An 18,521-nucleotide genomic window follows, 5' to 3' on the forward strand; every position below is an offset into this window, starting at 1 on the left:
ACGGCCAGCCCCGACACACCCGACAAACTCGACGACGACGACTACCCCGCCTACACCATGGGCCGCGCCGCCGAGATGACCGGCACCACCCCCGGCTTCCTGCGAGCCCTCGGCGAACACCGCCTCATCACCCCCCTGCGCTCCGACGGCGGCCACCGCCGCTACTCGCGCTACCAACTGCGCATCGCCATGCGCGCCCGCGACCTCGTCAACCAGGGCACCCCCATCGAAGCCGCCTGCCGCATCATCATCCTCGAAGACCAACTCGAAGAAGCCCTTCGCATCAACGAACAACTCCGCCGCACCCACCACCGCCAGGAACCCGCCACGGACACCTGACCGGACCGGCAACCCGGCCACAGCCGCGGGCGGAGCCTATGGACAGGTTCTGCAGGCTCCGTCGCGCGCTCGGTGTCCGTTTCGTCGACGCGGTGCTCTGGACGAAACCGCCCGGCCAGAGCAGGCTCACCACCAGAAGACTCCCCCGCCGGAAGGGGGCCGCCCCATGTCCGCCGGACACGGCTTGCGAGCCGGGAACACCGTTGCCACCGGATTGCCACTGCGGATCACGACCATGAGAACCGGCAGGGTTGCCCAGGCCGGCCACCTCGGAGGCGAGGTCGACCAGGACCAGCGCCGGGCGCTGGAGCACGCAGGCGTCGACGAGGTCTTCACCCTGTTCGGCAGCGTCGGTGCCGCCGTGGCCGGCGCGGGCGGGTGAACGGTCATGGACAGGCCCTCACGCTACGCGGTGACCATGCCCGGCCCGCCCGGTCGGCACGGCCCGCCCGAGGTCGTCATCGTCCGCTCCACCGGCGAGGTGACCGCCGACGGTGCACCGGTCTACCAGGACGAGGCCGGCACCTTCCGGGTCGCGATCACCGGCGAGGTGGCCCGCCCGCTGTTCACCGCGACGGGCCCCGGTCGGCACACCTGCCTGCACGCCGTACCACTCCGATGATCCGGCCGGGCACCGCCTGCATCCCACGGTCGGCCTGTACGCAATCCCGGCCGGGTGTGATGCAGGCTTCGGCGCCGAGCATTGCTTCCCCCGTGCTCAGCCGGGTGGTTCCTGCTTGCCGGGAACAGCCTGGCTCCGGGGGCAGGGGCGGTTTCATCCGGCCTCCGCGGTCCGGGAGTTCGGTGGCGCAGGGGGCATCGGGGAGTCCGGGTGGTCTGCGCCGCGAAGGGGGCCGCGCGGAGCACTCCGCGCGGCCCCCTTCCCTGCGGTTGCGCCAGGTCGGTCCTTCCGCCGGTTCCCGGCGAGCTGCCACGGCCCGACCGAAGGCGTTGTCCGTACCCGCGGTCGCCTGGCGGCTGACGTGCAGGGCGGCATCGCGTCCGAGGGCCGGCACGACCTCGCAGCCCGCGCCGTCGACGGTGACGGCCGGGGCACCGGTGATCACGTTGCCGAGGTCCGTCCAGGTCCCGTTGCCGGGCGGCCTCGGGCCGCGTGCGGGGGCCGGTGGAGCCGGGTGGGGAAGGGCGGTGTCGCCGGGGCACCGCCCTCCGGCAGCCGTCGTTCTCTGCCCCTCGGCCGGAGGCGTATCCGTGCCCGCCTGCGCCATCGCCCGCCCGATCAGGTCAGTGCGCCCGGCCGCCCGCGGCCTCCGCGGCCAGCAGGGCCCGGAGTGCGCCCGGGGTCAGCCCGACCGACCGGCGCATGGCGTTGGTCATGTGGGCCTGGTCCGCGAAGCCCGACTCCGCCGCCAGGGCAGCGAGTCCCGTGTCGCCCTGGCTGATCCGGTCGAGCGCCCGGGCGACCTTCAGCCGGGTGCGGTAGCGGGCCAGGCCCTCGCCGGTGGTCTCCCGGAAGATCCGGCTGAGGTGGTGCGGGGAGCACCCCACCTTGCGGGCCAGATCGTCCAGGCTCGATGCGAGGTCCACGGCCAGCGCGGCACGGGCGGCGTCCACCAGCCGGCGGCGCGCCGACACCCGGGCGGGGAGGCCGGCGGCGACCCGCTCCGGCACCAGGGAGGAGAGGATCTCCGAGGCGAGTTCCAGGGTCAGCTCGGTGAGTTCGAAGGCGTCCGCGCGCTCACGCGCCCGCGCCGCCAGCATCCGCTGCCGCACCGTCATCCGTGGCGTGGTGAACACCAGCCCCTGCGGTACGGTCGGGTCCCCGGCCAGCAGTTCGACGAGCCGCGGCTCCGAGAGCACGATCTCGGTGTAGGAGTCCCCGCCGCACGGGTGTGCGAACTGGTGTTCACCGCCGGGGCGTTCGACGTAGACGCTGAGAGGGTCCAACACCTGTTCCACGCCGTCCGCCCGTGCCAGGAAGAGGCCCCGGCGGACCATCACCAAGCCGAACACCTGCATCGGGCGGGCCTGCGTCCATCCGCGAGGCGGATGACGGCAGTCGACCTCCGCGGTGTAGACGTCGTCATCGCGCAGCATGCAGAGGCGTTCGACCGGCATGCCCTCCAGCGTAGGTCCGCCCCCGTGCGGGCGGACAGGCCCGGACACCACCGGGTCGCTCTCCGTGCGTCGCCGGCGTCCGGCCACCCCGCACGCCCTGCCGACAATGCGGCGTGGCCCCGTACGGCGATCACTGGTCCCGGCTGCTTGCACGCTGGCGGCCGAACGCGCAAGAACGTACAAGCCGACACGTCGTCCTCCCCGCCAGCATGGAACCCGCCGACGCCCCGCACGGGGGTCGAGGCGTCGGCCGCCACCACGTCCCCTGGAGGAACACCGATGACCCGCGATCCGGGAACCGCCTCACGCCGCACCCTGCTGCGCGTGGCCACGGCCACCGTCGGCGCGGCCGCCCTGGGGCCGCTCACCGGGACGTCCGCGCGGGCCGACGCGCCCGCCGAGCCGCCCGCCGTCCAGGCCAGTCGGGCCGCGGTACGGCGGTTCGGCCGGTACCGGGTCCTCGCTCTGCTGGATGCCCACGGCACCTTTCCGGCCACCGCCGCGGCCGCCTTCCCGGGCGCCACGCCGGAAGCCTGGGAGCGCGCGCGGGAGCTCGACCCGTCCGCCTTCGGACCGCACGGCACGTGGGAACTGGACTTCCGCTGCTATGCCGTCCGCGGACCCGGCGGGCGGATCACCCTGGTCGACACCGGCATCGGTCCGGTGGGCAGTCCGGCCTCGAAGTGGGCGCCCGTCCCCGGCCGGCTCCCGCAGGCCCTGACGGCGGCCGGCATCCGGCCGCAGGACGTCGACACCGTCGTCCTCAGCCACCTGCACGAGGACCACTACGGATGGTCGGTCACCCCGGACGGCGTCCCGGTCTTCCCCGACGCGCAGTACGTCGTCCAGCAGACGGAGGTCGCGGGGCTCGCCGCGGGCGACTCGGCGCTGCGGTACGTCGTGAACCCGCTGCGCCGGGCCGGCCTGCTGCGCCAGGTCGACGGCCGGTGCCGACTTCCCGGGCCCAGGGGAGCCGGCGCAGGACTCACCCTGTTCGGCACGCCGGGCCACACACCGGGCCACCAGTCCCTCCTGGTCGAAGGGGGCGGACAACGGCTCCTGATCACCGGCGACGTGCTGGTCCACGCCGTCCAACTCGCCGACCCCGCGACCCGCTACGCCTTCGAGGCCGATCCCGCCCTGGCCCGCCGCACCCGCGAAGCCCTCCTCGCCGAAGCCGGGCGCACCGGCACCGTCCTGGCCACCCCCCACCTCAACCGCCCCTTCCTCCCGCTCCCGGCACCGGATGCCCCGCGGCACTGACGCCTCCTCCGGGACTGCCGAGATCGTTCGCGGCACCGCCCATCCGGACCGCGGGGCTGATGCCGCCGTTCGCACCAGGGCGAGCCACGTGTTCGTCAGGGCGTCGAATTCGAGGACCTGCTGATGATGATGTTGTGCAGCGCGTCGTGAGAGAAGTAGACGTGGATGGTGTACTGCCCCTCCACGCCGGTCCAGTCCGCTTCGCTGCCGCCGGGCGCCAGACCCGTCGCGGCGGGAGCGCCGAGCTTCTGACCCGCCTCGGCCGCCGTGTCGGACCACAGCAACCCCCCGGGAAGGCGCCCGGTGTACGCGCTGTAACTGGTGCTGGACTGGCCAAGACCGATCGACGCCTCGTCGTTGTAGATGTTCACCGCGACCACTGTGCCGTCCGAGTGGACCGTGGCCTCCCATCCCCGGGAGAACTCATGGATCCCGGAACCCGTCAAGTCGTCGAGGTAGGGCCGGAAGAGGGGGTCGGTGAAGACGTTCCTGCCGAGGGCCCACTCCCAGACCTCTCCGGCAGGAGAAGCGATCACGGTCGACGGCGTGCCGGAGCCCGAGGACTCCGCCGTCGGCGAGAGCCCGCCCGAGGTCTGCGGCTCGGTGCTCGGTGCGGGAGAAGCCTGCGTGCCTGTTGCGGAGGAAGCGTCACTGCCACCGCCGCTCGAGCAGCCGGCGACCACGACGGCCGTCGCCGTCAGCGCGAGCGCTGCGCGCAATGCTGACGCGGACCGGGAACGGAGATCCACCTGCACCGCCGTTCGTCGTGCGGGACCAGCCGTGCGTGCGCGAGCCGGTTGCCGAGGCCGGCGCCGTGGACCGGCGCCTACGAACCGACCGTAAGCGGAGCCGCCGTTGATCGTACTCGAACGATCATCCGGCGGCGCTGCACGCCGCCCCGCGCCCGTGACTGCCGGCAAGGCGCTGGGGGCGGGGACCCGGTCGACCGGGGCGGAGTGCACCGCTGCCGATGTGATGGACCGGCAAGCCCACACTGTCCGGTGTCGCGCATTCCCCGGACGTGGTTGGTCGCTTCCCGTGGGGCCGGGATGCGGGCTCTGGAATCGGCGGTCACAGGCGCAGGACGATGAGGGCGGTGTCGTCGGTGAGGCCCGCGGGTGGGATGAGGTCGGTCAGGAGGGCGTCGGCGAGGGTGTCGGGGTCGGCGTGGCGGTGGCGGGCGAGGGAGCGGGCGAGCCGGTCGAGGCCGGTGTCGATGTCCTCGCGGCGGCGTTCGATGAGGCCGTCGGTGTACAGGGCGAGGACGGAGCCTTCGGTGAAGGCGGTTCGGGCCTGGGGGCGGGGGACGTGTTCGGGGCGGGCGCCGAGTGGGGGATCGGTGGCCTGGTCGAGGAAGGCGACGGTGCCGTCGGGTCGACACAGGGCGGGGGGCGGATGGCCGGCACTGCTGTAGGTGAGCGTGCGGTCGGTCCAGTCCACGAAGACCGATGCTGCGGTGGTGTTCTCCGCTCCGTCCACGGAGCGGGCGTACAGGCCGAGGACCTCCAGGGCCTGGGCGGGGCCGGTGGCGACGCGGGAGGCGGCGGACAGGGCGCTGCGCAGTTGGCCCATGACGCCGGCGGCGATGAGACCGTGGCCGACGACGTCGCCGACCGCGACGGCGACCGCGGTGTGGCCGGTGCCGGTCAGGTCGGCGAGGTCGTACCAGTCGCCGCAGACGTTGAGGGCTCCGGTTGCCGGCCGGTAGCGCACGGCGGCCCGGTGGTGGCCGAGCGGCCGGGGCGCGGGGAGCATGGCCTCCTGCAGGTGGAGGGCGACCTCGCGTTCGCGGGCGTGGGCCTGGCGCAGGCGCTCGTTGACGTCCTGGAGTTCCCGGGCGCGGGTGTAGAGCTCGGCCTCCAGGACCCGGGTGCTGTCGCCGCCGCGGGTACCGCGGGCCTTGATGAGGTCGGTGACCTCCTCGACGCGGTGCAGCAGCAGCGCCACGGTGCCGTCCGGGGCGAGGACGGGCGTGTTGACCGGGCTCCAGTAGCGTTCCTGCCATCTGCCGGTGCGTGCGGGGTCTTCGACGTCGTAGCGCTGCAGGGCCATGGTGTCGCGCTCGCCAGTGGTGGCGACGCGCCGGAGAGAGGCGTGCAGGTTGCGCACGCCGGTGGCCGCCGGGTCGTTGGGGTTGTCGGGAAAGACGTCGAACAGGTAGCGGCCGACGAGCTGCTCGCGGGCACGTCCGGACAGCAGCAGGTACGCCTCGTTGACGTCCGCGTACACCAGGTCGGTGGTCAGCAGGGCGACGGCGCCCGGCAGGGCCTGGAAGACCGCCTGGTAGTCGATGACGGGTCCGTCCACAATGCACCTGCCGTCCCTCGCCGACTCCGATCAAGGAGTGCTTCCACGATAGGCACGGAAACCCGGGACGGGGCCGCTGCCGCCCGTGGCTGTTCGGCCCCCGTGCCCGGCTCCCCTCCCGGACCACCGGAGGTCCCGCCTCCTGGGCCTGCCATGAGCGAGGCACAACGCCTTCCCCGGCCCGCCGTGCACGCCTCCACGACGACGGGCCCGACGGCCACCGCCTGCTCAGCCGAGGGTCTGGAGCGCCTTGCCGAAGGTGGCCAGGAACTGCTCCGCAGCCTCGCCCGTGCGGTAGAGGTTCGCGGTGAAGTCCCGCAACAGCAGCACGCCCTTCATCGTCAGCAGCTGCACCTCCTCGGTCTCGATCAACTCCGCCAGGACGTCGTGGTCACCCTTGATCATCCACAGGCCCACGCCAGTCTCCCCGAAGAACATCTCCGGCTCGCTGCACTTGCCCTCCCGTGCCTTCTGGGTCCAGAACGCGCCCGCCTCCGCCGCGTACTCCAGCGACTTCTGCTCGCGCCCGGGCACCGGCTGGGTCCACGTGATGACGAATGCGGCCTCCATCGCGCCGCCTCCCTCTCGTCGTTCCGATTCCGGTCACCGCCGGTGGTGATGGAGACGCGCAACGCCTCCATCACCACCATGGGCACCGAAACGGCTGACACACAGGGGCCATAGGGCCCTGTACCCGTGCTCCGACCGGCCCGGGACCGGTTCGCCCGCCCCGCGGCGCAAGACGAGGTACGGACGCGCACCCCGGTCCCGGGCCGGTCACTGTGTGCTTGTTCGGCCGGATCTTCTCGGGAACCGGCAAGCAGTGCTCCGGGGCGGCGGGCGGTCCGTGCCGTCGGGGACGGGGCCGCCCGCCTTCGGGCCCTCAGGTGGTCTGGACGGAGAAGTCCACCGCGTGCGGTCCGTCGACGTTGTCGGGGCTGGTGACGGTGGCGGATCCGCCGGTCAGTTGGGTGGCGGGTGGGGTGGCGGCGGGGATCCTGACCGACACCAGGGTGACGGCCGTGCGCAGGACGCCCAGTCCCGCGGGGAAGGTGCAGGTGACTTTCGTCAGCGTGGAGTCGACCGTGCAGGCGTCCGGGAAGGGCACGGCGTCCACGGCGGTGGTCGGGGGCAGGACCACGGTCACCGTGAAGGGTGATGCCGCCGGCTCGGGTCCGTGGTTGGCGAGCAGGATGTGGACCGTCGTGCTGGCGCCGGCGCTCGCGGGTTCGGAGTCGATGTGGTCGATCACGATGTCGGAGTGCGAAGGGGCGGTGCGTGTGGTGCCGGCGTGCGGGGGTCGCGGGGAGGCCGCCGCCGGTGTGGCCACGGCGGCGACAAGAGTGGCTGCCACGGCGAGCGTGGCACGCGCGGGCAGGGTGGTGCGGAACATGGTGTCCTCCTCGCCTTCTCGGACGGGCTGGAGCGGTTTCGTGGCCGGCGCGCACAGCGCGCCGGCCGGTGGGGGAGAGGCCGGCATCGGGATCTGCCGGCGCATCAGGGCCTACCGGTAGACCCGCACGTAGTCGACGGAGAAGGTGATCGGGTTGCCGCTGGTCGGCGCAGGGTGCCACTTCCCGGCGACGACGGAGAGGTTGAGGATGAGGTAGGCGTTGAAGGTGGGCGGGGAGGGCGTGTGGTCGGGGTAGACCTTGACGCCGTTGACGTACCAGTCGTGGCCGGCCGAGCCGTAGTACACACCGATGGTGACCCACTGGCCGGGGACGACGGCCTGGGCGTTGTTCCAGTACAGCTGGTTCTGGTTGATGTGGTCGGACAGTTCCAGCAGGTTCGGGTTGTCGACGTGGTGCTCGAAGGTGTCGATCTCGTTGTCGCCCGCCCGCCAGGTCCACAGGGCGGGCCAGGCGCCGGTCTGGGTGGGGAGCTTGACGCGGGTCTCGACGTAGTCGCCCGTCCTGATCCGGAAGCCCTCGCTGGTGCCCTCGGTGGTCAGCAGGCCGGTGTCCCATGCCCGCAAGCCGTTCTCCAGGGTGTGGGTGCTCGGCTTGGCGGTGAACGTCGCGATGCCGCCCGAGAAGCTCACCTGGGCGGGGTTCAGCCAGTCGAGCTTGTCGTCGTCGGGGTTGTGGTTGCCGTAGCGGAAGGCACTGGTGGTGTCCGCCCTCCAACGACTGCCGTAGACGATGGGATTCGTGAACTCCTCCGACCACACGGGTGTCTGCCCGGTCCCCGGCGTGGTGCCTGACCCCTGGCCGACGGTCAGGGTCTGGGCCGGGAAGTTGTGGTAGCCGCCGGCATCCTGGTAGAAGCCGAACATGCTGTACGTACCGGCGGCGAAGGAACGCGCCCCGGTGGTCAGCGTGTACCCGGACGGACAGATCGTCACCGGGCCGACCGATCCCGGGAAGTCGAGATTGGTTCCCTTGGCGTCCCGTACGGCCACACCGAGCGACCTGACGGTCGCGCACGCCGAGGAGTGGACATTCAGCGTCGCCGTGACGGGCAGACCGGCGGGCGCGCTGGTCGGGCTCAGGGCGTCCTGGGTCATGGTCACCGCGGCGAACGCCGGAGTCGGGGCGACTGCCGCCAAGAACAGGGCCATGACGGCAACACCGATACTTCGTCTCACCGCAAACACGGGCGCCCTCCAGATCACTTGGCCCCAAACCTGGGGCTCGTCCCCCGAAGACCTCCCCGGGTCCACGGGCGAGTTAGTCCGCCGACGAACTTTGTCATCCGGGCGGCTCACCACCGGATGCGAACACCCCGATCCCGTGAGTCGCCGAACTGCCCCGGCGCAATCCGCTCCATCTCACCTGGCATGCCCGGCGGGGCGTCCAACGCCGCGTGCCGGTCCGACGGGATCAGGCGGGCAGGACCCGAGCCCGGCCCGCGCAACGGCACGGGGCCCCGTCATGGAACGCACCGCCCCCTGATCCGAACCGGGGGACGGGGAGCGGTGCGGCGCGTGGTGCGCACGGAGGAACGTCAGTTGGTGCATCCGGCGACGGCGCCGGCGGGGTCGCAGTTGTCGGGGGTGTTGTTCCGGACCGGGCCGTTGGTCGTCACCTGGCCGCCGAAGACGTAGATGCCGCCGCCCGCGGCCCCCGGACCGCTCGCGGTGTTGTCGTTGACGGGGCTCCGGGTGAAGGTCGCGGTGCCGTAGTTGCTCAGACCGCCACCGAAGCCGCCGCTGGACGCGCCCGCGGCGGTGTTGTTGTTCAGGGGGCTGTTCCTGACCTCGAGGGTCTGGAGGTTGCTCACACCACCACCATGGGCGGAGTCGCCGTCGGCGGTGTTGTACTGAACGGAGCTGCGGTCCAGCCTCACGGTGCCGTAGATGTTCTCGATCCCGCCGCCGAAGGTCAGGCTGTGGAGCACGTGGTTGGCGGTGACCGGGGTGGCGAGGAGGGTCGCGGTGCCGCTTCCGATCATCCGGATGCCGCCGCCGCCGGCGGCGAAGTAGCCGAAGAGCGAGGAGTCGGCGGTGTTGTGCGTGATCTGGCTACGCTCGAAGGTCGCGCTTCCCTCGCCCTGCTCCAGGCCGGCCCCTCCGTTGCTGACGGTGTTCTCACGGAGCGAGCTGTCGAAGGCTTTGAGCGTGCCGCCGTAGTTCCCGATGCCGCCGCCGCCGGTGTAGGCGACGTTGCCGGTGACCCTGGTGCCCTCGAGGGTCAGAGCGGCACCCGAACCATTGACCTCGAGGCCTCCGCCGTCGCCGTCGGTGGTGGGGAAGGTCGCGCGGCCGCCGCGCACGGTCGCGTTCCTCAGCGTCAGGTTCCCGGGGTCGTCGATCCGGAAGACGCGGAAGTCGCTGTTCGCGGAGGGGGACCGCTCGATGGTGGCGCCGTTGCCGAGGATGGTGAGGGTCTTGTCGACGTACAGCGCGCTGTCGGGGGAAGCCGGGTCGGGGGTGGCGATGCCGTACACGCACCCCTGGGCGAGGCGCAGCGTGTCGCCGGAAGCCGCGGCGGTGACCGCGGCCTGCAGGTTCGCGCCGGCGTTCGGGCCGCACGGCACGAACGTCGGGTCGCCGTCATGGTTCCGGGCGGCTGCCGGGTCATGGCGGTGCGCCGGAACGAACCCGGCGTGGCTACTGGCGGTAGGGGTGAGGCCTGAGCCGCTCAGCGAGTCGATCGGCTGATCGGAGTCGGCGGCACTCGCCGGGGTCGCGGCACAGACCAGCACGGTCAGACACGCCGTGGCCGCACCCGCCGCAAGTCTTCCTCGCATTCGATTCTCCTGTCGAAGGTCAATGGCTTGTGGCCTTGCACGAACCTCTCTCGACACCGCCCGGAACGAACTTGAGGGGCCTCCAGCACGCTCCCACTCGAATGCGTGCACACATGCCACCAACGGCCGACATCCGCAGCGGACTTGGCCGACGCACGCCCGGCCTTCCCAGGGGACCGGCGATGCCTCACTCGACCGGGGGCCGCCGAGACACCGCGACCGGGGCGGTCGGTCCGATCGACGCCGAGGGGTCGAACTCCCTTCTGGCACAAGCCCTGTGCCGTCCCGCGCCCCGGTCCCGCGCAACGTCCCAGCACCTGACCAGGCCTCGGGAGAGGCTATCCGGGTGGAGAGTTCACGGACGGCGCGGAGCGCGCCACCGTTCTCGGGAATGCGTTCGCAGGAGGCCGGCCGGCCGCCGAGGCACTCGCAACGGTCGGCACCTCCATCACGCCGGCCCACATCGGAGACACCGACCACCGGTACCTCGTCGTCCTGCCGTCCGACGGCCGCGCCCGCATCGCACACGGGGCGGCGCATGCGTCTCCCGGGACGTAGTGGGCGACCCGCCGGAGCGCCGGTCAGTGCGCCGCGACACGTTGCCCGTGCCGGCGGATCCTGCGAGCACCCGATCACCGCCGCAGGCCGAGCAGTCCGGCCGTCTCGGCGCGCCGGCTCCAGGCGATGACGGACAGCGGCACCATGAAGAGGAACGGGGTCCCGGCGTTCTCCCCGTGCATCGCGGTGAGCTGGGTGAGGAACGCGAACACCAGGAGGACGATGAGCGCCGTCGCGGCCGGTCCGGTCAGCCGCCCGACCAGCAGGCCGATGGCCCCGGCGAGTTCCACCAGTCCGGTCAGGTGCATGAACCAGTGGCCCCAGTCGATGGCGTCGAAGACGGTGGTGGCGGCGGGGAGCGCGAGCAGCTTGGGCAGTGCGCTGGCCAGGGCGGAAGAGGAGCGCAAGCAGGATCCGCAGCGTCCAGACGCAGGGCCGCCTCCAAGTTCCCCCTTGCGCCTCGCGAGTTCGCCGAGCGCATAGCGGGTGGTCGGCGTCCAGCTCCCCGGCCTCGCTTCAGCGCCGCGAGCGCCTCGTCGGCCGCGCCGGGGACGAACAACAGCGCGGTCAGCGTCACCAACGCCATGGTCGGCCCCACCGTCACCCAGGACGCGGAAGCCGTCCACGGCGGTCCGCAGACAGCGCTCGGCGCGCCCGATCCCGCCCGCGCCCAAGTCGATCCGGCCGAGCACCAGATGGGCAGCGGCCCGCATCCACCGATCGGGGTGCTCGGCGTACCGCCGAGCCGTCGCGCCCACCGCTTCCGGCGGCCCCGCCACGGCGACCGGGTGGTTGGCCTGCCGGCCGGCGGAAATGCCGGTCAGTTTGATCCGGCGTCCCTCCACCCCAATGGATTCTGCACGAACCGACATGTCCGGCTGGTGCTTGTGGTAGCCGTGATCGGGAGCAAATTGATACCCCGGAAGCAAAGGGTGGCCGGCGGCCGGCGACTCCCGATCCGGGTGCGCTGAAGCATTCAGGTGGCGCCCCGGGCGGAGGGTTGCCGGGGGTCGCTGGCCAGGGTCAAGATGGTGGCGAAGAACTTACGGCCCGCTCCTGGCCAGCATGGTTCGCCCACGTTGATGAGGTGAATGCGTAGCCGGTGTACCCGGGAATTCCCGGCGGGCCGCATCCTTGCGGAAGGAACCGCGATGCCTGCAGTCCCGAGTAAACAACCCATCGAGCTCAAGAGTTCGATGAATCCTACGAGCGTCACGCCGCAGAGCATGCGCAAAGACATGCACAATGTGGGCCTCACCTGCGAGGACACCAGCCCCGAGAACCTCGAGAAGGGCATCGAAAGCGTGCGGTCCGTGCTTTCGCCGTCACCTCTCCAGTCCTTCATGATCGCCGGGAGGATCGGCCGTTTCTCCGAGGAGGCGGCCCAGTTGGGCGTCGACGTGCGGCAGGTCCTGTCTGCCGGCCTGACCGACGGTGCTCACGAGGTGGTGGACGCCGTGGCGGATGCGGACCCGAAGGTGCAGAACCTGTTGTGGATCCTCGGGAGCAAGCGGGCCGGCACGCGCGCCTTCGTCGAGGAACTGATCGTCGACGATCGGGCGGGTCAGGAGCTGTTCAGCGCGCTCAACGCACCCGACAAGTCGGCCCGCTCGTTCATCGAACAACTGGTCGCCGGCAGTGGCCGGGGCGGACGGATCGCCGACTGGGTCGCCAGCTTCGAGTCGCCCGCGGTGTCGCTGCTGGCCCGGCTGGCGCAGCTGGACCAGGAGCCCCTGGCCGTCACCACGTGGACGCCGGACCCATTGGGCGCGATCACCGGCCCGTACATGACGATGCTGGGGAACATCCAGTACCCAGCGAATTTCGAAAAGATCAAGCAGAGGTACAAGGACAAGCAGCTGCCGTTCCCGGGGATCACCACCAAGTTCGACCCGGGCAAGAAACAGATGAAGACTTCGAACCTGATCATCGAATTCTTCAAGAACACCTGCCAGGGCGTGGTGACCACGGTCGCCAAGGCCGTGGACAAGAAGGACCTGGAAGCGCTCATCACCACATACATCGAGCCCCAGACCAGCGGGGACGATTACGTCATGGAGAAGGACCGCTTCATCTACCTGGCGCAGAACTACAACGCCCAGGACCAGACGGCGGACGGTGTGGGAATCGTCAGCCTCCACTACAACCTCACCGTGAAGGCCTACAGGCAGAAGGACAAGTACGGCGGGGACACTCACGACGTGACCCTCCCCATGACCGCCCGGGGAATCCAGTACCCGGGCGCCATCGGGTTCAGCAACCTCTGCCTGGACAACAGGTACGTCACCGGGAGTTGTGAGTCCTGCTGCCAGGACGCCAAGACCTGGTACGAGCAGAACCCCCTGAAGGGGAAATGGCCGGCGGACAACAAGGAGTGCCCGCCCGTCAGCTGAACCGCCCACCGGCCCCATCCGCCCCCTGCAGAGAGGAGACGAAGCCATGCCCCCGGTTTCCAAGAAGATCAAGGTCTTCGACAGCTTCCCGCCGGCCAGCAAGGACACCTTCGACCAGGGAGCACTGCTGCTCTCGGAGAAGCCCGACGAGCAGCTGTCGCTGATCCTCTACGGCCAGGACCTCCAGAACATTGCGTACATCGACAACCGCACCTCGGACGCGACGGCGAAGTACGACAAGTCCGTCACGGTCGGTTTCTCCTTCACCACCACCCAGAGCATCTCCACCGAGGTCGCGGCGGAGTTCTCCATCGAATTCGTCAAGGCCTCGTTCAAGCTCACGCTGACACTGACCTTCAGTCAGCAGTGGTCGAGAGCGGTGACGGACACCCACAGCGTCGAGGTGCCGGCGGGCAAGGAGGCCTATCTCTACCAGGGGTACGTCCGCTCCCGGATCCTGCGCCACAGCACCGCCGACGACACCTACAGCTGGATCGGCACGACGGGCACCCTCTACACGCCCGCCTACGTCACCAGGAACAAGCCGATCACCTGACCCCTGTCGGCCGGGATCCGTCGGCCGGCGTTGCGCTGCGCCGCGGCGCAGGGCCGACCTGTGAACACCGGCCCATCGTGCCCGACCGCATGTCGCAGCCAACTGACAGGAGTCGCCCATGAGTACCACCACCGACCACATCCGGCAGATCGTCCTGAGGCTGCTGGAGGCCGATGAGCGGGACCTCACCGAGACCAGCCTCTTCGCCGAGGACCACGGCGCCGACTCGATGATGATCATCCAGATCCAGTCGGAACTGGAATGCGAACTCGATATCGTCATCGCCCGGGAGGAGGTGCCCCGCATGATCCATCTGAAGGCCCTGCGGGAGGTCGTGGCCCGCGCCGTCGCCGCCAAGGAAGCCGCACGAGCCGCGATCTCCAGCGAGGAGCCTTCGGCGAGCCCGGCATGAGCGACCGGAACCGGATCGTGGTCACCGGACTGGGCGTGGTGTGCAGCATCGCTCTGGACGCAGCCGACTTCGCCACCGCGCTGCGGGCCGGCCACTGCGGGGCCCGCCCCGTCACCCTGTTCGACACCAGTGGCTTCGCCTATGCCACCGCCTACGAAGTACCGCCGTTCGACGCCGCTGCCCGGCTGCACCGCATCGCCCCGGAGACGGTCGGCCGAGCCGCCCGGTTCGCGGCCGTCGCCGCCCGGATGGCCGTCGAGGACGCCGGGCTGACCGATCGGGAACTGAACCAACGGCGCGGGCTGGTGGCCATCGGCACCACCGACGGCGGTTCCCACGAACTCGACCTGCTCGTTGCCGAGGAGATCGTCGGCGGACCGGACGGCGTCGACCCGGGCCTGGTGGCACGTGTTCCCGCCTCGGCCCTGTCGGTGGCCGTCTGCCGGGAACTGGGCCTCACCAGAGCGGAAGCCACCACGTTCGGCACCGCCTGCGCGGCCGGCAACTACGCCATCGGCGCCGGCTTCGACGCACTGTGCCGCGGCGAGGCCGACTTTGCCCTGTGCGGGGGCGCCGACGCCCTGTGCCGGAGGAACTTCACCGGCTTCTACCGTCTCGGGCTGCTGGACCCCGAGGTCTGCCGGCCCTTCGACGCCGACAGGCTCGGCCTGGTCACCGGGGAGGGGGCGGGGGTGCTCGTACTGGAGAGCGAGGCCGCCGCCCAGGCACGCGGCGCCCGGGTGTACGGCGAGGTCCTCGGTTACGGCCTGAGCTGCGACGCCTACCACCAACTCACGCCTCAGCAGTCCGGCATCGTTCGCTGCATGCGGCAGGCCCTGGACGACGCCGGTTGCAAAACCGGGGACGTCGACCTCGTCTGCGCGCACGCCACCGGCACCCGGACGAACGACAGCGTGGAGAGCAGCGCGCTCAACGAGGTGTACGGCGGCGCCCCGCCCCCAGCCGTCGGCATCAAGTCCATGATCGGCCACACCATGGGCGCCGCCAGCGCGCTGGGCGCCATCGCCTCCCTCCTGGCCATCACCCACGGTTTCGTGCCGCCCACCGTCAACCACGTCCACACCGACCCGGACTGCGCGGTGGACTGCGTCCCCAACACCGCGGTCGAGGCCGACCTACGCATCGTGCAGAACAACGGCTTCGCCTTCGGCGGGAACAACGCCGTGGTCGTCCTCGGCCGCTACCCCTCCTGACCCCATCCCGCACGAAGGCGAGTCCATGAGCCCCGTGTCCGCGCCACCCCCGGTCATCACCGCCTGGAGCGCCCTGTCACCGCTGGGGACAGGCACTGCGGCCCACACTGTCGCGCCGCCGCCGGACGGGCCCGCCCATCGCGAGACCCGGCCCGACCACACGGTCCACCTGGTGCCGGACTTCGAACCGCGCGCCGTCCTCGGCAAAGCGGGCACCCGCTCGATGGACCGGGTCAGCGCGCTCGCCGTCGCCACGGTCGGCGACCTCCTGCGGCAGTTGCCGCCCGACCGACCCGGCCCCCACACCGACCCGGCCGGGACCGCCGTCGTCCTGGCCACCACCGGCAGCCCGCAGGCCATGCGGGACTTCACCCGCAGCTCCCTGCTGGCCGCCAAGCCGTACCACGTCAACCCCGCCGTCATCCCCAGCGGCGTCCCCAACTGCGCCGCCGGCCTGGTCGCGATCTGGCACCGGCTCACCGGCCCCAACACCACCATCTGCGCAGGCCGCACCGGCGCCCTGGCCGCCCTCGGCCACGCCCAGCGTCTCCTGGCCAACGGGCGCGCCGGCCGGGTGATCGTCGGCGCCACCGAGGAGTACACGCCCACCCGGGCCATACTGGACCTCCGGCGGCAACCGCCCGGCGACACCCGCCCCGTCCTCGGCGAGGGCTGCGCGGTGTTCCTCCTCGAACCCCCGGCCCCGCAGCCCGCCGGCGGGCCGGTCACCGAGGTACTGGGCGTCGTCCACAACACCGGTCCGGCATCCGACCCGGCCGCCCGGCTCCCGGACTGCATCCGCGAGGCCCTCGACCAGTGCTGGATCCGCCCCGGGCAGGTGTGGGCCGCGCTGGGCGCCCGCACGGTCGGTGCACACGGCCGGCGCGAACAACAGGTCCTGGACGAGCTGTTCGGCACCGAAGTCGGCCACCGGGTGGCACCGCTGCCGATCGGGGACACCTCCTGCGCGACCTCTGCCTTCCAACTCGCCGCAGCCCTCGCCGCCCCCGCACCTACGACGACGGACACCATCCTTGTCGTCACCAGCGTCGACGTCATCGGGACCGTGGCCTGTGCGGTGCTGCGCCGCCGTCCGGTCGCCGCACGGCAACGGTGATGATCTCCCCGCTGCGGTCCGTCAGCGGACCTTCCCCCCAGTCGCCGAACTCCTCCGCGACGGCCAGTCCCGCCTCCCGCAGGAACACCGATAGCCGCCCGGGGGCGAGGTAGCGCACGGAAGCGGGGGCCGCCCGCACCCCGTCCCCGTCGATCCCGGCGAACACCGTCCGGTAGCGCACCACTTCACCCGTCACCGGCAGCTCTGCCTCCCGCCAGAACCGCACGACGTGCCCAGCCGGGTCGGTCAACAGTGCGACGTTGCGCGGCGTCCAGTCCTCCCACTCGCGAACGCCCGGGTGCCGGACGTCGAAGACGAACCGGCCTTCGTCGCTGAGGGCCCGACGGATGGCGGCCAGTGCCGCCCGCAACTCGTCGTCGCCGACCAGTACTTGGAAGGCGTGACCGGTCATCACCACCAGGTCGAACTCGCGTTCCCAGGCAGCCTGCGGTGAGGACAGGTCACCCAGCACCCAGTGGACGTCGGTCTGTTCACGGGCGCGCTCCAGCATCGCGCCGGCCGGGTCCAGCCCGCACAACCGCCCGGTATGGCCGTCGCGACGGGCCGAACGCAGGAGCGCACCGGTGCCGCAGCCCACGTCGAGCACGGACGCGGCGGACATCACCAGCGGCAGGTAGAAGTCAAAGTCCTGCCGCCCGACGCAGAACGAATCGTAGAACCCCGCCAGGAACCGGTCCGAATACCATTGATCGACCATCAGGCGGTCCGGCCGAGGGGAGACTGCTCGCCGAAGTGCGCGACCTTCTCCTCGTCCATGGTGGCCGGGATCAGCGGAGTCCACACCGGACCGGGCACGACGGCGTTGACCCGGATGCCGTCCGGGGCGAGCCGGAGGGCAAGGCCCTGGGTCAAGGCGACGATCGCGGCCTTGGTCATCGCGTAGTCGAGCAAGTGCGGGCTGGGTTTGCAGGTCTGCACGGACGCAGTGTTGATGTCGGTGCAGAAGCCCTCCTCGCGCAGGTTCCCGGCCACGGCCCGGGTGCGGCGGCCGGCGTCGGTGACCAGGCGAGTGGTCTCCTCGGCGTCGGCCTGCTCTTCTGGCAGGTGGCTGAAGGCGATGTCCGCGTCCTCTCGTGCGAAGGCGAGAGTGATGGCCCGGCCGATCCCGGAGTCCGCGCCCGTGATGAGGGCGACCCGGTCCGCCGGCCTGCCGCTGCCGGTAGCTGCTCTCCCCGTGGTCCGGTACCGGACGCATCTGCGCCCCGCTGCCGGGTGCGGCTGGGACTGTTCGGGAAACGACGGGCTCGGGTGCTGGGCGGTGGGGTCCTGCGGGGTGTGCTGGTCACTCACGGCGGACAGGCTCCTCGGGTCAGCCGCGTCGGACAGCACGGGGCGCGGCGGCGGGTGGTCCACCAGGCGAGTCTGGCGCGCCGGTCCGGGGCGTGCCCGGCCGCCGGCGCATGCGAGTGGTTGCCGGGCAGAGGTGGCGTGCGGTGCGCCGAGCGGGGTACCAGGGGCTGCGGACCCGAACGTGTACGAAACAGGAGGAACCCGGCGTGGACGCGATCGTGCTGCTGAAGGACGACCACAAGACCGTTGAGAAGCTGTTCAAGCAATTCGAGAAGGCCAGCGACACAAGGCCTTCGCCGAGAAGCGCAGGATCGCCGACCAGGTGATCGAGGAGCTGACCGTGCACGCCGTCATCGAGGAGCAGGTCTTCTACCCGGCCGCGCGCGAAGCCGCCCCCGACACGGGCGATCACGTACTGGAGAGCGTCGAGGAGCACCACGTGGTGGTGTGGATGCTGTCCGAGCTGGCCGGCCTGGACCCAGAGGACGAGCGGTTCGACGCGAAGATGACCGTGCTGATGGAGAACGTGCGCCATCACGTCGAGGAGGAGGAGAAGGAATGGTTCCCCCAGGTCCGCAAGGCCACGGGCCGCAACCGCCTGGTCGAACTCGGCGAACAGCTGGAAGAGGCGAAGAGGGCCGCCACCCGCGACCCGCTCAAGGTCCCCAGCGCCACCGCCTAGCTGTACTGACCACGGAGGTTGGTGACGCGGTTCACGGTCGGGTGATCTTGAAATGAGTGAGGGCCTTCTGGCTCGGTGTGGATTGCGACATCTGCA

General features: G+C 71.1%; 19 protein-coding genes and 2 pseudogenes. 11 read left to right on the forward strand and 10 right to left on the reverse strand.

Going from position 1 to position 18,521, the window contains the following annotated elements; all coding sequences use genetic code 11:
- The 3 genes from AB0C76_RS39675 to AB0C76_RS39685 all read left to right on the forward strand — a co-directional run.
- Window positions 1-339 (forward strand): MerR family transcriptional regulator (locus AB0C76_RS39675; RefSeq protein ID WP_359975114.1); only part of this gene is annotated, 339 nt, incomplete at its 5' end.
- Window positions 340-574: 235 nt separating this feature from the next.
- A complete protein-coding gene (locus tag AB0C76_RS39680; protein WP_359975116.1) occupies window positions 575-721 on the forward strand; it encodes a hypothetical protein in 147 nt (48 codons plus the stop codon).
- Between the two features lie 6 nt (window positions 722-727).
- Complete coding sequence (locus AB0C76_RS39685; protein ID WP_359975118.1) at window positions 728-961, forward strand: DUF6296 family protein; 234 nt, start codon at window positions 728-730, stop codon at window positions 959-961.
- Between the two features lie 623 nt (window positions 962-1,584).
- Here AB0C76_RS39685 and AB0C76_RS39690 read toward each other — a convergent pair.
- Entirely contained in the window at window positions 1,585-2,418 is an 834-nt protein-coding gene (locus tag AB0C76_RS39690; protein ID WP_359975120.1) for a helix-turn-helix transcriptional regulator, read from the reverse strand.
- A gap of 279 nt (window positions 2,419-2,697) precedes the next feature.
- On the opposite strand from AB0C76_RS39690, the gene AB0C76_RS39695 reads away from it, so the two are divergent.
- Entirely contained in the window at window positions 2,698-3,681 is a 984-nt protein-coding gene (locus AB0C76_RS39695; RefSeq protein WP_359975122.1) for an MBL fold metallo-hydrolase, read from the forward strand.
- Window positions 3,682-3,776: 95 nt separating this feature from the next.
- Here the strand turns inward: AB0C76_RS39695 and AB0C76_RS39700 are convergent, their stop codons facing one another.
- The 7 genes from AB0C76_RS39700 to AB0C76_RS39730 form a co-directional block, all read right to left on the reverse strand.
- A complete protein-coding gene (locus AB0C76_RS39700) occupies window positions 3,777-4,436 on the reverse strand; it encodes a hypothetical protein (protein WP_359975124.1) in 660 nt (219 codons plus the stop codon).
- A 316-nt stretch (window positions 4,437-4,752) separates the two neighbouring features.
- Entirely contained in the window at window positions 4,753-5,988 is a 1,236-nt protein-coding gene (locus AB0C76_RS39705) for a SpoIIE family protein phosphatase (RefSeq protein ID WP_359975126.1), read from the reverse strand.
- Between the two features lie 228 nt (window positions 5,989-6,216).
- Complete coding sequence (locus AB0C76_RS39710; protein WP_359975128.1) at window positions 6,217-6,558, reverse strand: hypothetical protein; 342 nt, start codon at window positions 6,556-6,558, stop codon at window positions 6,217-6,219.
- 313 nt (window positions 6,559-6,871) lie between these two features.
- Window positions 6,872-7,381: a hypothetical protein gene (locus AB0C76_RS39715; protein WP_359975130.1), complete on the reverse strand. Its 510-nt coding sequence runs from the start codon at window positions 7,379-7,381 to the stop codon at window positions 6,872-6,874.
- 111 nt (window positions 7,382-7,492) lie between these two features.
- Window positions 7,493-8,551 carry a hypothetical protein gene (locus AB0C76_RS39720; protein WP_359975132.1) on the reverse strand — a complete coding sequence of 353 codons (1,059 nt, stop codon included), beginning with the start codon at window positions 8,549-8,551 and terminating at the stop codon, window positions 7,493-7,495.
- A gap of 386 nt (window positions 8,552-8,937) precedes the next feature.
- On the reverse strand, window positions 8,938-10,182 hold the full coding sequence (locus AB0C76_RS39725; protein WP_359975134.1) for a hypothetical protein: 1,245 nt from the start codon (window positions 10,180-10,182) through the stop codon (window positions 8,938-8,940).
- A gap of 632 nt (window positions 10,183-10,814) precedes the next feature.
- Entirely contained in the window at window positions 10,815-11,147 is a 333-nt protein-coding gene (locus AB0C76_RS39730) for a DoxX family protein (RefSeq protein WP_359975137.1), read from the reverse strand.
- A 177-nt stretch (window positions 11,148-11,324) separates the two neighbouring features.
- On the opposite strand from AB0C76_RS39730, the gene AB0C76_RS39735 reads away from it, so the two are divergent.
- The 6 genes from AB0C76_RS39735 (at window position 11,325) to AB0C76_RS39760 (ending at window position 16,432) form a co-directional block, all read left to right on the forward strand.
- Entirely contained in the window at window positions 11,325-11,711 is a 387-nt protein-coding gene (locus AB0C76_RS39735; RefSeq protein ID WP_359975140.1) for a hypothetical protein, read from the forward strand.
- 255 nt (window positions 11,712-11,966) lie between these two features.
- Window positions 11,967-13,133, forward strand: a complete 1,167-nt coding sequence (locus AB0C76_RS39740) for a hypothetical protein (protein WP_359975143.1) — start codon at window positions 11,967-11,969, stop codon at window positions 13,131-13,133.
- A gap of 46 nt (window positions 13,134-13,179) precedes the next feature.
- On the forward strand, window positions 13,180-13,689 hold the full coding sequence (locus AB0C76_RS39745) for a hypothetical protein (protein WP_359975146.1): 510 nt from the start codon (window positions 13,180-13,182) through the stop codon (window positions 13,687-13,689).
- 118 nt (window positions 13,690-13,807) lie between these two features.
- Window positions 13,808-14,101: an acyl carrier protein gene (locus AB0C76_RS39750; protein ID WP_359975149.1), complete on the forward strand. Its 294-nt coding sequence runs from the start codon at window positions 13,808-13,810 to the stop codon at window positions 14,099-14,101.
- Window positions 14,098-15,315, forward strand: coding sequence for a beta-ketoacyl-[acyl-carrier-protein] synthase family protein (locus tag AB0C76_RS39755; RefSeq protein ID WP_359975152.1), 1,218 nt, complete (start codon window positions 14,098-14,100; stop codon window positions 15,313-15,315). The genes AB0C76_RS39750 and AB0C76_RS39755 overlap by 4 nt, the downstream gene beginning before the upstream one ends.
- A 25-nt stretch (window positions 15,316-15,340) precedes the next feature.
- Window positions 15,341-16,432 carry a beta-ketoacyl synthase N-terminal-like domain-containing protein gene (locus AB0C76_RS39760; RefSeq protein WP_359975155.1) on the forward strand — a complete coding sequence of 364 codons (1,092 nt, stop codon included), beginning with the start codon at window positions 15,341-15,343 and terminating at the stop codon, window positions 16,430-16,432.
- On the opposite strand, the gene AB0C76_RS39765 is transcribed toward AB0C76_RS39760, so the two are convergent.
- Together AB0C76_RS39765 and AB0C76_RS39770 are read right to left on the reverse strand one after the other, a co-directional pair.
- Complete coding sequence (locus AB0C76_RS39765) at window positions 16,371-17,150, reverse strand: class I SAM-dependent methyltransferase (protein ID WP_359975158.1); 780 nt, start codon at window positions 17,148-17,150, stop codon at window positions 16,371-16,373. The genes AB0C76_RS39760 and AB0C76_RS39765 overlap by 62 nt on opposite strands.
- Window positions 17,151-17,152: 2 nt before the next feature.
- Window positions 17,153-17,743: pseudogene (locus tag AB0C76_RS39770) on the reverse strand (SDR family oxidoreductase); the annotation flags it as partial.
- Window positions 17,744-17,949: 206 nt separating this feature from the next.
- On the opposite strand from AB0C76_RS39770, the pseudogene AB0C76_RS39775 reads away from it, so the two are divergent.
- Window positions 17,950-18,425 (forward strand): annotated as a pseudogene (locus tag AB0C76_RS39775) (hemerythrin domain-containing protein).
- The last annotated feature ends 96 nt before the right edge of the window (window positions 18,426-18,521 follow it).

The organism is Kitasatospora sp. NPDC048722, assembly GCF_040650235.1.
Lineage (GTDB): Bacteria > Actinomycetota > Actinomycetes > Streptomycetales > Streptomycetaceae > Kitasatospora.